Source organism: Rhodococcus sp. SJ-2 (genome assembly GCF_053750035.1).
Genome location: NZ_CM132340.1, coordinates 5,017,577 through 5,031,366 on the forward strand (window position 1 = coordinate 5,017,577; position 13,790 = coordinate 5,031,366).

Annotated in this window: 13 protein-coding genes; 8 read left to right on the forward strand and 5 right to left on the reverse strand. The window is 65.5% G+C overall.

All coding sequences use genetic code 11. The features are described 5' to 3' along the window. Positions 1–47 precede the first annotated feature (47 nt). Positions 48–1,130, reverse strand: a complete 1,083-nt coding sequence (locus ACSYG9_RS23510) for a helix-turn-helix domain-containing protein (RefSeq protein ID WP_454840166.1) — start codon at positions 1,128–1,130, stop codon at positions 48–50. A 117-nt stretch (positions 1,131–1,247) separates the two neighbouring features. Here ACSYG9_RS23510 and ACSYG9_RS23515 point away from each other — a divergent pair, with 117 nt between their 5' ends. Then, complete coding sequence (locus ACSYG9_RS23515; RefSeq protein WP_440124736.1) at positions 1,248–1,709, forward strand: 6,7-dimethyl-8-ribityllumazine synthase; 462 nt, start codon at positions 1,248–1,250, stop codon at positions 1,707–1,709. 247 nt (positions 1,710–1,956) lie between these two features. Here the strand turns inward: ACSYG9_RS23515 and ACSYG9_RS23520 are convergent, their stop codons facing one another. Both ACSYG9_RS23520 and ACSYG9_RS23525 read right to left on the reverse strand, forming a co-directional pair. Next, positions 1,957–3,099, reverse strand: coding sequence for an MFS transporter (locus ACSYG9_RS23520; RefSeq protein ID WP_454840168.1), 1,143 nt, complete (start codon positions 3,097–3,099; stop codon positions 1,957–1,959). Beyond that, positions 3,096–3,989, reverse strand: a complete 894-nt coding sequence (locus ACSYG9_RS23525) for a PAC2 family protein (RefSeq protein WP_440124738.1) — start codon at positions 3,987–3,989, stop codon at positions 3,096–3,098. The genes ACSYG9_RS23520 and ACSYG9_RS23525 overlap by 4 nt, the downstream gene beginning before the upstream one ends. A gap of 51 nt (positions 3,990–4,040) precedes the next feature. Here ACSYG9_RS23525 and metH point away from each other — a divergent pair, with 51 nt between their 5' ends. The 6 genes from metH (at position 4,041) to hisG (ending at position 11,356) form a co-directional block, all read left to right on the forward strand. Then, positions 4,041–7,610 (forward strand): methionine synthase, encoded by a 3,570-nt coding sequence (gene metH, locus ACSYG9_RS23530; protein ID WP_454840169.1) that lies wholly within the window; start codon positions 4,041–4,043, stop codon positions 7,608–7,610. Beyond that, positions 7,603–8,316, forward strand: a complete 714-nt coding sequence (locus tag ACSYG9_RS23535) for an HAD family hydrolase (RefSeq protein ID WP_454840171.1) — start codon at positions 7,603–7,605, stop codon at positions 8,314–8,316. Before metH ends, ACSYG9_RS23535 begins: the two co-directional genes overlap by 8 nt. Positions 8,317–8,318: 2 nt before the next feature. After that, positions 8,319–9,182, forward strand: a complete 864-nt coding sequence (gene trhO / locus ACSYG9_RS23540; protein ID WP_454840173.1) for an oxygen-dependent tRNA uridine(34) hydroxylase TrhO — start codon at positions 8,319–8,321, stop codon at positions 9,180–9,182. A 1-nt stretch (position 9,183) separates the two neighbouring features. Then, positions 9,184–10,071 carry a pseudouridine synthase gene (locus ACSYG9_RS23545; RefSeq protein ID WP_454840174.1) on the forward strand — a complete coding sequence of 296 codons (888 nt, stop codon included), beginning with the start codon at positions 9,184–9,186 and terminating at the stop codon, positions 10,069–10,071. Positions 10,072–10,109: 38 nt separating this feature from the next. Next, positions 10,110–10,391, forward strand: a complete 282-nt coding sequence (locus ACSYG9_RS23550) for a phosphoribosyl-ATP diphosphatase (protein WP_199233311.1) — start codon at positions 10,110–10,112, stop codon at positions 10,389–10,391. Positions 10,392–10,486: 95 nt separating this feature from the next. Further along, the gene (gene hisG / locus ACSYG9_RS23555) at positions 10,487–11,356 is read left to right on the forward strand and encodes an ATP phosphoribosyltransferase (protein ID WP_454840176.1); all 870 of its coding nucleotides are present in this window, start codon (positions 10,487–10,489) and stop codon (positions 11,354–11,356) included. Positions 11,357–11,393: 37 nt separating this feature from the next. Here hisG and ACSYG9_RS23560 read toward each other — a convergent pair whose 3' ends face one another. After that, complete coding sequence (locus ACSYG9_RS23560; RefSeq protein ID WP_454840178.1) at positions 11,394–12,236, reverse strand: thioesterase family protein; 843 nt, start codon at positions 12,234–12,236, stop codon at positions 11,394–11,396. Between the two features lie 165 nt (positions 12,237–12,401). On the opposite strand from ACSYG9_RS23560, the gene ACSYG9_RS23565 reads away from it, so the two are divergent. Beyond that, a complete protein-coding gene (locus ACSYG9_RS23565; protein ID WP_454840179.1) occupies positions 12,402–13,253 on the forward strand; it encodes a tRNA (adenine-N1)-methyltransferase in 852 nt (283 codons plus the stop codon). A gap of 25 nt (positions 13,254–13,278) precedes the next feature. Here ACSYG9_RS23565 and ACSYG9_RS23570 read toward each other — a convergent pair whose 3' ends face one another. Further along, positions 13,279–13,785 carry a nuclear transport factor 2 family protein gene (locus ACSYG9_RS23570; RefSeq protein ID WP_454840181.1) on the reverse strand — a complete coding sequence of 169 codons (507 nt, stop codon included), beginning with the start codon at positions 13,783–13,785 and terminating at the stop codon, positions 13,279–13,281. Positions 13,786–13,790: the final 5 nt, after the last annotated feature.

Genomic DNA, 13,790 nt, shown 5'->3' on the forward strand with positions numbered 1-13,790 from the left:
TGTGGTGCGGGTACTGCTTCGAACCGTACAGGCACCGGGTGAGTGGGTCAGTGAATGGGGCGTCGCCAGTGCGCTTCGTCCGAGGTCAGGTGTGCACGCACGTGTTCGGCCGCCTCCAGATTGCGGAACGGGCCCGACAGCAAGTCTGCGTAGACGTGCGACGGCGCCACACTGCGCAGCGGTCGCGAGCGATCCATGCGGTCGAACACCACCGACGACCACGGAATCGCGACTACCACGTCGCCGCCGCGGTCCACGGGCCGTAAGCCCAACGCGCCGGCGAAGTCGTCGGGATCGTCTGCGTACAGCTCGAGCACATCGGATTGTGCGTAGTCGGTGGCGCCGACACCGCTGAGGGCGTAGGTGAGGTCGATTCGCTCGGAGAGTTGGTTTCGGACGATCTCGAGGCCGTCCGGCGCGGTGAAGCGCCGGGTTGCGCACATCTTCCGTTCTGTCGCCCAGGCACGCAGCATCTGTTCCCATCGCACTTCGGTGATGCTGCCGCGGGGGATGCGTCGGACGAGCTCGCGCTCGACGAGCACCTCGACCACGCGGTAGGTGGCCCCGGTTGACGCGCCGGAGAGTTTGATGAGTTCGGGCACCGTCATCTCGCCGGAGTGGTCGGCCAAGGCACGAACCACCCGGTCGGACGGTTCTCCGGTCAGCACGCCCGAGGGCCGGCCCGGGCCCCTCCACGGATCCGCGTCGGCTCCGCGATTGCGTACCCACACAGCGGGCCGAGATGCCACCAGAGTGAGATTTCCGGTGGCGTCTGCGTAGGAGATCCCGTGTTGATCGAGCTGGCGGCGCACGGGATCGGACAGGTAGTGCGCGCACACGAAGCCGCGGTCGGAGTCGGAGAGTTCGGCGGTGATGCGCGCGATGTCGCCGCTGAGTACCCCCCGGGAGGCGATGATCGCGAATGACACCGATTCGCCTTCGGGGGAGGTGACGACCAATCGTTGAGGCGCCTCGGGGGAGCGGGGCCTGTCGCTGGACAGTGTCCATCCGAGGGGCAAGCACGCCTCGAGACAGACCGACGCGCGGCGGTAGATATCGATCGGCCGTTCCGGCTTGGGCCCGGCAGTTGCAGGCGTATCGGAGGAGTCCTGTTGCGTCACATCCGTCACGCTAGCAGTCTGTACGGGACGGAATACTGAATTTAAACGAAATCTGCGGTGCTGTCGCCCACATCACATCGGCACAAGCCGCAGGATCGAGTAAGCGCATGCGCTAACTTCATCGACATGAGTGACACCGCGCGCCGAATCGCATTCATCCAGGCCACATGGCATCGCACTATCGTCGACCAGGCAAAGGACGGCTTCACCGACGAGATCGTCGAGCTGGGGTACACCAAGGACTCGCTGGATTTCTTCGAGGTTCCGGGCGCATTCGAGATCCCTCTGCATGCTCAGCGTCTCGCACGCTCCGGCCGATACGACGCGATCGTGGCGGCCGGCCTGGTCGTCGACGGCGGAATCTACAGGCACGATTTCGTGGCGACGGCCGTGATCGACGGTCTGATGCGCGTGCAGCTGGACACCGATGTTCCCGTCTTCTCGGTTGTGCTCACCCCGCACCATTTCCACGAGCACTCGGAGCACGTCGACTACTTCACGCGGCACTTCGTCACCAAGGGGGCGGAGGCGGCGCGGGCTGTCGACGCGACCGTGAAGGCATTGCGCGCGCTTCCGGCAGGGCAGTAGCGGCCCGTCGGAAGCCACGTTCGGTAGGGGAGCAGAACTCGCAGCCCTCAGGGAATCTCGGGACTCCGGGGCAGACGTCTGCAAGCATGAGGGTGACGCGGGTCGACAGTGGCCCGCTCGCTTGCGTCAAGAGACAGCCATCGCGACAACCGGCAAGTATTCCGAACTATACGGAAAACCTGGATAAACAGAAATCACCCCGTCTTCATGCGTAAATCTCACCACTGACAACGACGAGCCCGGGCCGTCAGTGTTCCTCTGCCGGCCCGGGGTCGGCCGGCATCATCAGGGGCGCAACCACTGCCAGCAGCACCGCTGGAACCACGAACGATGCTGTGGGATGCGCGGCGTACAGCGGAGTCAGTGCAACTGGTGCCAGGGCAGCGCCGCCGAAGCGAAACGCCAGAACCACCGAAACCGCGCCACCACGATTTCCTCCCGAGTCGCCGAGGACCGCAGCGTTCGCGGCGACCAGAACGCACTGTGAGGCAATACCAGCGGCGAACCACACTGCCGCGATGACACCGATGCTTCCCAACGTCCCTGCCGCGACAAGCAGGGCGGCGCCGGAGACCGCACCGATGAGCACCGAGCTGTGAGCGCCGATCCGGTCGATGAGTGTTCCCACACGACGAGCTGTGAGAATCCCTGCCAGACCGAACACCGTCAGTAGTGCACCTCGACCTGCAGGGGAGAGGCCGAAGTCGTCTTCGACACGGAACGCCAGGAGAAACCCCAGTCCTCCGAGCGCGCCGAATCCGAGGAGAGCGACAACTCCCGTTCGGAGCACTCGTGGACGCAGAGCATCACGAAGGCGAGCCGGACCTTCCTCGGCTTCATCCATACTGTCGGGCAGACCGATCACAGCGAGGACGACCGCAGCGACGGCGAGCACGACGAACGCCCACCGCCAATTCACCTCCGCCGCGAGCCCGCCGATGAGCGGCGCTGTCGTCTGTCCGGCCGCTTGCATCGCACCGAACAGGCCGAGCGCACGCCCGAGGGACTTGCGTGGAGTGATCGCAGCCAGGGCTGCGAGCAGCAGGGGTGTGGTGAAAGCATTTCCCGCGCCCTGCAGCATGCGAGCGCCGATCAACAGCGAGAATGTCGGCGCGAGCGCCGCAGCAATCGAGACCGACGCGTACACGACGTAGGCAGCACGGACAGTCCGCAGTCGGCCCCAGCGCGCGCCGAGGGTTCCGGAGAACAGCATGAACACGGCGAACACGCCCAGGTACGCGGTGACCGTCGTCGCGGCAACTCCGGCAGACACCCCGGTGTCCTCCCCGATTTCGGGCAGCATCGACACGACGAGGCCCCCACCGAACGGACCGAGAAAGCCACCGACGTACAGTGCTGCGCGCTGGAGCGAGTCGCGATATCCGCTCACTGAGCGAACCCGCCGGGGCCTCTCCGTTTGAGGTATCGCTCGAATTCAGCCGCGAGGGCGTCTCCGTCGATCTTGGCAATCACGTCGGAGATGTCGGTCTCGGCGTCACCACGTTCCTCCAGGCCGCGGACGTAGTCGGCGATGTCCTCGTCGTCCTCGGTCATCGAGGTGACCGTCTCTTCCCATTCTTCGGCGAGCGCGGGAAGCTCACCGAGCGGAACCTCGACGTCGAGGACGTCTTCGAGGCGTCGCAGCAACGCGACCGTGGCTTTTGGGTTGGGCGGATTCGACACGTAGTGAGGGACAGCGGCCCAGAAGGACACGGCGGGGATGCCTGCGCGAACGCAGGCGTCCTGCAGAACCCCGTTGATGCCTGTCGGTCCTTCGTACCGCGACTTCTCGAGATTGAACTGCTTGGCCGCGTCTGCGCTGTACGCCGTGCCGGTCACCGGTACCGGGCGGGTGTGCGGGGTGTCGGCGAGGAGCGCACCCAGCACCACGACCGTGTGGATTCCCAGGTCGTCGACGAGTTCGAGGATCGCATCGCAGAAACTGCGCCAGCGCATGTTCGGTTCGATGCCGCGCAGCAGCACGACGTCGCGGTCGCTCCCAGGCGGGGAGCACGCGGACAGGCGGGTTGCGGGCCACTCGATCTGCCGGGTCACGCCGTCGACGAGGCGCACCTGGGGGCGGTTGACCTGGTAGTCGTAGTACTCCTCGGAGTCCAGCTCGGCGAACGGTTCGGCGTCCCAGATCAGTTCGAGATGCTCGACAGCCCCGGTCGCAGCGTCGCCTGCGTCGTTCCATCCCTCGAACGCGGCGACGAGCACCGGGTTGCGGAATTCGGGAACAGCCTGCTCCGGGGTCTCAGGATACTCACTTGCACTCACCCGTCCAGCCTACGGCGGAGCGCGGTTTGTGCGCCCACTACTCTGGTTGCCATGTCCACCCCACTGAACTCTGCCTTGTTCGATGCGTTGAAGCAGCGCGTTGTCATCGGAGACGGGGCGATGGGCACCATGTTGCAGGCTGCGGATCTGTCGCTCGACGACTTCCGCGGCCTGGAGGGGTGCAACGAGATCTTGAACGAGACTCGTCCCGATGTGATCAAGGGGATCCACCGGGCGTACTTCGAAGCCGGTGCCGACATCGTTTCGACCAATACTTTCGGCTGCAACCTGCCCAACCTCGCGGATTACGACATTGCCGACCGCATTCGTGACCTCGCGGAGCGCGGTACCCGGCTCGCGCGTGAGGTCGCGGACGAGATGGGGCCCTCTGCCGACGGTGTAGCTCGGATGGTGCTCGGTTCGATGGGTCCTGGCACCAAACTCCCCACCCTCGGCCATGCGCCGTTCGCCGTATTGCGAGACGCCTACAGTGAAGCCGCGCTCGGAATGCTCGACGGTGGTGCCGACGCAATCCTCGTGGAAACCTGCCAGGACCTGCTGCAGGCGAAGTCCGCGATCATCGGCAGTCGCCGCGCGATGGAGCGGGTCGGCCGTCGGATCCCGATCATTGCCCACGTCACGGTGGAGACCACAGGGACGATGCTGCTCGGTTCCGAAATCGGAGCCGCGCTCACAGCGCTCGAGCCGCTCGGTATCGACATGATCGGACTCAACTGCGCCACCGGTCCTGCCGAGATGAGTGAGCACCTGCGGTATCTGTCACAGCATGCCCGGGTGCCTGTGTCGGTGATGCCGAATGCGGGGCTGCCCGTGCTCGGCAAGAACGGTGCGGAGTACCCGCTGCAGCCCGGTGAACTCGCGGAGGCGCTCGCCGGGTTCGTGTCCGAGTTCGGGCTGACCCTGGTCGGTGGGTGCTGCGGTACTACGCCGGAGCACATTCGCCAGGTCGCTGAGGCGGTGCGTGCAGTTCGGCCGGCGAAGCGGGAACCGGAGCACGAGCCTGGTGTGTCGTCGCTGTACACAGCGGTGCCGTTCGAGCAGGACGCGTCGATCCTGATGATCGGTGAGCGCACCAACACCAACGGGTCGAAGGCTTTCCGTGAGGCGATGCTCTCCGCAGACTGGGAGAAGTGCCTCGACATCGCGAAGGATCAGATCCGCGATGGGGCGCACATGCTCGACCTCAACGTCGACTATGTGGGTCGCGACGGGGCGATCGATATGTCGGAGCTGGCGTCACGGTTCGCGACGTCGTCGACATTGCCGATCATGATCGACTCGACCGAACCGGAGGTGATCCGGGCCGGTCTCGAGCACCTCGGTGGCCGGTGCGCGGTGAACTCGGTGAACTACGAGGACGGGGCCGGCCCCGGATCGCGGTTCGAGCGGATCATGACGCATGTCGTCGAACACGGCGCGGCGGTGGTGGCGCTGACGATCGACGAGGAAGGGCAGGCCCGCACTGCGGAGCACAAGGTGCGGATCGCCGAGCGCCTGATCACGGATCTGACGGAGAATTGGGGGCTCGATCCGGACGACATCATCGTCGATGCGTTGACGTTTCCCATCTCCACCGGTCAGGAGGAGGTGCGACGCGACGCGATCGAGACCATCGAGGCGATCCGCGAACTGCATCGTCTCCATCCGCGGGTGCACTTCACCCTGGGTGTGTCCAATGTGTCGTTCGGTTTGAATCCGGCGGCGCGACAGGTCCTCAACTCGGTGTTCTTGAACGAGTGCACGGAGGCCGGTCTCGATACGGCGATTGTGCACGCGTCGAAGATTCTGCCGATGGCGCGGATTCCCGAGGAGCACCGGCAGGTCGCGCTGGACCTGGTGTACGACCGGCGCAGTGAGGGTTATGACCCCTTGCAGAAGCTGATGGAGTTGTTCGAGGGTGTCTCGGCGGCGTCGGCGCGGGAGTCCCGCGCGCAGGAGCTTGCGGCATTGCCGCTGTTCGAGCGGCTGGAGCGGCGGATCGTCGACGGTGAACGCAATGGTCTCGAAGCCGATCTCGACGAGGCGATGAAGGAGGTGCCGCCGCTCGAGATCATCAACGACACCTTGCTGTCGGGGATGAAGACGGTCGGGGAACTGTTCGGGTCGGGGCAGATGCAGCTGCCGTTCGTGTTGCAGTCCGCCGAGGTGATGAAGGCTGCGGTGGCGCATCTCGAGCCGCACATGGAGTCGACGGGTGACGATGGTAAGGGCCGGATCGTGCTGGCGACCGTCAAGGGTGATGTGCACGACATCGGGAAGAACCTCGTCGACATCATCCTGTCGAACAACGGATACGAGGTGGTCAACCTCGGGATCAAGCAGCCGATTGCGACGATCCTCGACGCGGCGATCGACAAGCGTGCCGATGTCATCGGAATGTCCGGTCTGCTGGTGAAGTCGACCGTGGTGATGAAGGAGAACTTGGAGGAGCTGAACTCTCGGGGTGTTGCCGAGCAGTTCCCGGTGCTTCTCGGTGGTGCGGCTTTGACGCGTAGTTACGTCGAGAACGACCTCGCGGATGTGTACGCGGGTGAGGTGTCGTACGCGCGCGATGCGTTCGAGGGTTTGTCGTTGATGGATCGCGTGATGGCGATCAAGCGTGGTGAAGGACCGGATCCGAACAGCCCGGAAGCGCTCGAAGCCGCGCGCAAGGCGGCTGAGCGCAAGGAGCGGCACGAGCGTAGTAAGCGCATTGCGGAGAAGCGCAAGGCGTCGGAGACGCCGGTGGTCATTCCCGAGCGCAGCGATGTGCAGGCGGATCTGCCGGTGCCTGCGCCGCCGTTCTGGGGCACGCGGGTGGTCAAGGGCATCGCGTTGGCCGAGTATGCGTCGTTGGTGGACGAGCGGGCGTTGTTCCTTGGGCAGTGGGGTCTGCGTGGGCAGCGGGCCGGGGACGGGCCGACCTACGAGGAACTGGTGGAGACGGACGGACGGCCGCGGTTGCGGTACTGGCTGGACCGGCTCTCGACCGAGGGCATCCTGCAACATGCTGCGGTGGTGTACGGGTACTTCCCCGCGGTGTCCGAGGGTGATGAGGTGGTGATCCTGGCGGAGCCGCGGCCGGATGCGCCGGAGCGGTACCGGTTCACGTTCCCGCGTCAGCAGCGGTCGAGGTTCCTGTGCATCGCGGATTTCGTGCGGTCACGCCAGGATGCGCTCGCTTCGGGTGAAGTCGATGTGTGGCCGTTCCAGTTGGTGACGATGGGGCAGCCGATCGCGGATTTCGCGAACGAGCTGTTTGCGTCGAATTCGTATCGTGACTATCTGGAGGTGCACGGCATCGGTGTGCAGTTGACCGAGGCCCTGGCCGAGTACTGGCATCGGCGAATCCGGCAGGAACTTGCGTTCTCGGGCGGTGGTACCGCTGCCGATGAGGATCCGGACGAGGTGGCCGAGTATTTCAAGCTCGCCTACCGGGGTGCACGGTTCGCGTTCGGTTACGGGGCATGCCCGGATCTCGAGGATCGGATCAAGCTCGTCGAGTTGCTCGAGCCCGGGCGGATCGGGGTGGAGTTGTCGGAGGAGTTGCAGTTGCATCCCGAGCAGTCCACCGATGCGTTCGTGTTGCATCACCCGGAGGCCAAGTATTTCAATGTCTGAGTTGATCAGCGAGGTGGCCGCCGCGTCGCAGTCCGTGGGTGGGTTGCAGGCGGTGTTGTGGGATATGGACGGCACGCTGCTCGAATCGGAGCAGTTGTGGGACATCGGGATGCGGGAGTTGTCGCTGCATCTGGGTGGCCCGATGTCGGAGGCGACGCGGATTTCGACTATCGGCGGTCCGCTCGATCTGTCGGTGTGGCGCACGTTCGACGGTCTGGGGCTCGAGCCGACTCCGGACGAGCAGACCGCCGCCGAGGATTGGCTCAACACGTACATGTCCGGGTTGTTCGCGCAGGGGTTGCCGTGGCGGCCTGGTGCGCTGGAGGCGTTGGGTTCGGTTCGGGCGTCGGGGCTGGGGCAGGCGTTGGTGACCAACACGGGTCGGGCGTTGTGCGATGTCGCGCTCGACACCCTCGGTCGTGAGCATTTCGATTACACGGTGTGCGGCGATGAGGTGCCTGCGGGCAAGCCGGATCCTGCGCCGTATCTACGGGCAGCGGAGTTGCTCGGGCTCGATCCGGCGCAGTGTCTGGCGGTGGAGGATTCGCCGACGGGGGCGGCGGCTGCGGATGCGGCGGGGTGCACGGTGTTGGTGGTGCCGTCGCTGACGACGGTGCCGACCTCGTCGAGGCGGGTGTTTCGTTCTACGTTGGAAAACCTGTCGGTGGTTGATCTGCACGCGTTGCACGCATCCGGGCGGCAGTGATCGTGGCGGTCCCGAAGATCGTCTTGTTCTACAAGTTCACGGCGTTGCCCGACCCGGAGGCGATCCGGTTGTGGCAGCACACCTTAGCGGCGTCGAACGGGTTGACGGGCCGGATATTGCTCTCCGAGCACGGCATCAACGGCACTGTCGGTGGTGATATTGCGGCGGTGAAGAAGTATGTGCGGGGACTACGCAGCTACCCGGGGTTTCGCGATATCGATGTCAAGTGGTCCGACGGCACGGGCGACGATTTTCCGCGGTTGTCGGTGAAGGTGCGTTCCGAGATCGTCACGTTCGGGAGCCCGGACGAGATCAAGGTCGACGAGTCCGGTGTGGTCGGCGGCGGGACGCACCTGTCGCCGCACGCCGTGCACGCGTTGATGTCGGAGCGCGACGATGTGGTGTTCTTCGACGGCCGTAACAGATTCGAGGCGCAGATCGGGCGTTTTCGGGGTGCGGTGGTGCCCGAGGTGGACACCACCCGCGAGTTCATTGCGGAGTTGGACAGCGGCCGGTACGACCATCTCAAGTCGAAGCCGGTGGTGACGTATTGCACGGGTGGGGTGCGGTGTGAGGTGCTGTCGGTGCTGATGCGCAATCGTGGTTTCGAAGAGGTGTACCAACTCGACGGCGGGATCGTCAGGTACGGGGAGACGTTCGGTGATGCCGGGTTGTGGGAGGGCTCGCTGTATGTGTTCGACGGTCGGATGAATGTGGAGTTCTCCGAGGCGGCGGTGACGTTGGGCCGGTGTACGAGGTGCGGAACACCGACGTCGCGGTACCGCAACCATCCGGATGTCAACGGCCGTGAGTTGACGTTGGTGTGCGAGGAGTGTGTTCCGGACACGGCCGAGACCGGGTCCTGAGATGGCCGGTCCGCCGTTGCCGGTGCGCGACGGATTGGGCCCCGATCGGCTCCGGATGCCGACCGCGGGTGCCGCGCGCACGGTGCTCGGGTTCTTGCTCGACGCGCATCCGGAGGAGGATTGGCACGCCCGGATGGAGTCGGGGGAACTTGTCGACGAGCATGGACGGCCGGTCGATGAGCTGTCTCGGTTCCAGCCGGGCCGGTTCGTGTATTTCTATCGGGAGCCGCCGCCGGAGACGCCGGTGCCGTTTGCGGTGGAGGTGCTGTATCGCGGTGAGGGCCTGGTGGTGGTCGACAAGCCGCATTTCCTGTCGACGATCCCGCGGGGTGCGCATATCCGGGAGACGGTGACGGTGCGGTTGCGGCGGGATCTGGATCTGCCGGATCTGGTGCCGGTGCATCGGCTCGATCGGATGACCGCCGGGGTGTTGTTGTGCACGAGTGATCCGGCATTGCGGCGTCCGTATCAGGCGCTGTTCGAGCAGCAACGGGTACGCAAGGTGTACGAAGCGATCGCCGGGTACCGGCCCGATGTGAAGTTTCCGCAGGTGGTGCGCACGCGGATTGTCAAACGGCACGGCGAGCTAACCGCGACGCAGGTGCCGGGGGAGCCGAATTCGGAGACGCTGATCGAGCTGGTGGAGCATCGTGGGGACCGGGCGCGGTACCGGTTGTACCCGCGTACGGGTCGCACGCATCAACTGCGGTTGCATCTGATGTCGTTGGGCGTGCCGATCGAGGGCGACAATTTCTATCCGGTGTTCGTGCGCCGCGCGCCGGGGCAGTTCACCGCGCCGTTGCAGTTGTTGGCGCGCACTTTGGAGTTCACCGATCCGGTGAATGGAACGGTGCGTCGGTTCGACAGTGCGCGGGAGTTGTCATGGTGAGTGCAGTGGTGTCCTGATTGTGGGTGCGGGGGTGCGGCATGAAACAATCGGTTTCCGTGAAGACCTTCGAATCCCTGTTCGCCGAGCTGACCGAACGTGCTGCGACCCGCCCTGAGGGTTCCGGCACTGTCGCTGCGTTGGATGCCGGTGTCCATGCGCAGGGCAAGAAGGTACTCGAGGAAGCCGGCGAAGTGTGGATCGCTGCCGAGTACCAGTCCGATGAGGAGCTCGCGGAGGAGATCTCGCAGCTGCTGTACTGGACGCAGGTGTTGATGGTGGGGCGTGGCCTGAAGCTCGAGGACGTCTACAAGCATCTGTGACGGGCGGTGGCTGCCGTTTCGGTGGCGGCGCTGTCCGTGCCCCGGATGTGTCCTGATCGACTTCTTTGCCCCTTCTATCCGAAAGGATTCCTTCCATGCTGCGCGTTGCAGTTCCGAACAAGGGTTCATTGTCCGAGTCCGCGGCCGAGATTCTGCGGGAAGCCGGTTACCGTTGGCGTTCCGATTCTCGGGATCTGACCGTGATCGACCCGGTCAACGAGGTCGAATTCTTCTTCCTGCGTCCCAAGGACATAGCGATCTACGTCGGGTCGGGTGAGCTGGATCTGGGTATCACCGGCCGGGACCTGGCGGGGGATTCGGGTGCGCCGGTGACCGAGCGGTTGTCGTTGGGTTTCGGGCGCTCGCAGTTCCGATATGCGGGTCCGAAGGAGCGGTCGTGGAAGGTCGAGGATCTGCAGGGACTGCGGATCGCGACGTCGTACGCGAACCTGGTGCGTAAGGATCTGGCCGAGCGGGGGATCGAGGCGACGGTGATCCGGCTCGATGGTGCGGTGGAGATCTCGATTCAGCTCGGGGTCGCGGATGCGATTGCCGATGTGGTGGGGTCCGGTCGCACTTTGCGGCAGCATGATTTGGTGGCATTCGGGGAGTCGCTGTGCGACTCGGAGGGTGTGCTGATCGAGCGGGAGGGCGCGGATCGAACAGATCGGGCCCGCAATCAGTTGATTGCTCGGCTCGAGGGTGTGGTATTTGCACAGCAGTACGTGATGATCGACTACGACTGCCCGAAGCACCTGCTCGATGCTGCGGTGAAGGTGACTCCCGGTCTGGAATCGCCGACGATCTCGCCGTTGGCGAATGAGTATTCGGTGGCGGTGCGGGCGATGGTGCCGCGCAAGGGTCACAATGCGGTGATGGACCGGCTGGCCGAGATCGGTGCCCGTGCGATTCTGGCGTCGGATATCCGGTCGTGCCGTGCGATGCGAGGTGTCGCCGGGGAGTGAGGCGACGGCCTCGGTGATGTGACGGTGCGGTCTCGCGTCAGCGGGGCCGCACTTGCACGTTCTGGGTGATCCGTCCGAGCGGTCCGTGTACGTCGTGGAGTACTCCGGCGGTCATGCCGATTCCGTCGGGGCCGATGGAGGTTTCGGCGGAGATGCCGGTCCATCGGCTCTCGGGTGCTTCGCTGTCGGGTGCGCGGAACAGGTGCACGGTCAGGTCGGTGTTGAGGAACAGCCAGTGGGCGGGGTCGAGTTTGGACCCGATGCCGTTGGCGACGTCGGCGACGGTGAAGAGTCGTTCGAGGGATGTGAGGGTTTCTCCCGCGACGAGGTCGAGGCGGGCGCGGACCCATGCGGCGGACGGTCCGGGTACTCCCAGTGGGGTGACGATGTGCCAGTCGAGGGTGTCGATGTAGCCACTGAGGCCGAACAGGGTCATGTCGGAGGGTTCGGCGGCGGCGTCGAAGGGCGCGAGTGCCGGTTCGGAGGTGCGGGCGACGTCGGGGAGGTGCTGGGTCTGCAGGCGCCATCCGGTGGCGCGGGCGACGGCGCGGGTGGTGCCGTCGGGGGCGGTGGCCCACAGCTCGGCGACAACGAGTTCGATTTGTCGGCCGGGCCGGTCGATGCGGGTACGGACTTCGAGGTCGGTCAGCGGTACGGGGCCGAGCAGGTCGATGCAGATGCGGGTCAGGCGGGTGTCGGGACGGGGGCGGTGTCGTTCGAGGGCGCGGACGAGTAGCGCGGACGGGGGCGCGCCGTGCTGGAGGTCGGGACCCCAGGTGCTGACCGTGTGGCGAGTGGGCCGGAAGCACTCGATGTGGGGGTCGCTGCCGAGTGGGCTTTCGGGTGTGGGGAGGGGCAGGTAGTAGGCGGTGTCGTGCACGCGGTGGGTCTCCAAGATCGTTTCGGGTGGGTGTCCGATGATGGCATGTGGGGTGTGTGTGGGGTCTCGAGTGGTGGCCTGGCAGGCTGGTGTACGGCCTGGCACCGTGTCGGGCCTGGACGTCACGGGCTGTGACGGTCGCATGTAGGCGAAGGTGGCACGGCGATGGCAGTAGGCGGACTCGGGCGCAGCGGACCGTTCGAGGTGGGGGATCGGGTGCAGTTGACCGACGCCAAGGGCCGCAAGTACACGGTGCTGCTCGAGCCGGGCAAGGAGTTCCACACGCATCGCGGTGGGATTCTGCACGACGACTTGATCGGCACCGATGAGGGTGTGGTGGTGACGTCGACGAACGGCACTCCGTATCTGGCGTTGCGTCCGCTGCTGGTCGATTATGTGATGTCGATGCCGCGCGGGGCACAGGTGATCTACCCGAAGGATGCCGCGCAGATCGTGCAGGAGGGTGACATCTTCCCCGGGGCGCGGGTGCTCGAGGCGGGTGCGGGGTCCGGGGCGTTGACGTGTTCGTTGCTGCGGGCGGTCGGGTCTACCGGCACGGTCATCTCGTACGAGGTGCGCGAGGATCATCTCGAGTACGCCGAGCGGAATGTGACGACGTTCTTCGGGCAGCGTCCGGAGAACTGGACGACGACGCTGGCGGATCTGGCGGACTACGACGTCGAGGTCCACGGCAAGGTCGACCGTGTGGTGCTGGACATGCTGGCGCCGTGGGATGTGCTCGAGACGGTGAAGAAGGCGTTGGTGCCCGGGGGGGTGCTGATCGTGTATGTGGCGACGACGACGCAGTTGTCGCGGGTGGTCGAGGCGCTGCGGGAGCAGACGTGCTGGACGGAACCGCGTTCGTGGGAGTCGATGGTGCGGGGCTGGCATGTGGTGGGGTTGGCGGTGCGTCCGGAGCATCGGATGCAGGGCCATACCGCGTTCCTGGTCAGTGCCCGCCGGTTGCAGGACGGGGTGCAGACCCCGAAGCCGCAGCGGCGCCCCAGCAAGGGCTGAGGCGCCGCGAGGCAGCTGGGCGTGCTTATTCGCAGGTCAGCTGACCCATCGCGAGGATGGAGCAGACACTGGCGTCGGCCAGGACCCAGGTGCCGTCGACGTCGGTGAATGTCAGTGGCATGGGTGCGCCGCCGTGCGGGCCGCCGACCTCGGTGGTGGCGGTGACGGTGGTGTCGTCGACGGCGGTGATGTCACCGACCGTGGCAGTCAGCGGGTAACCGGCGAGCACTCCGTTGAATTGGGTGAGCACGTCGGTGCGGCTGTCGCCGTTCTCGATGACGGCGGCTTTGTCCTCGACGGGTGCGGCAGGATCGAAGAACACGTCCATCTGTGCCTGCAGCGTCTCTGCGGTGACGGGGGCTTCGCCGGCGGCGGCCGCGCTGGTGGTCGCGGCGGCGCTCGTCGTGGCCTCGGCGCTGGTGGTCGTGGCTGCGCTGGTGTCGGTCGTGGTGTCGCTGTCCGAGGAGCAGGCGGGAAGCAGCGCGACGGCGACAACGGTCGCCGCGGCAGCCCAGAAGGTGCGGGTGTTCACAGAAG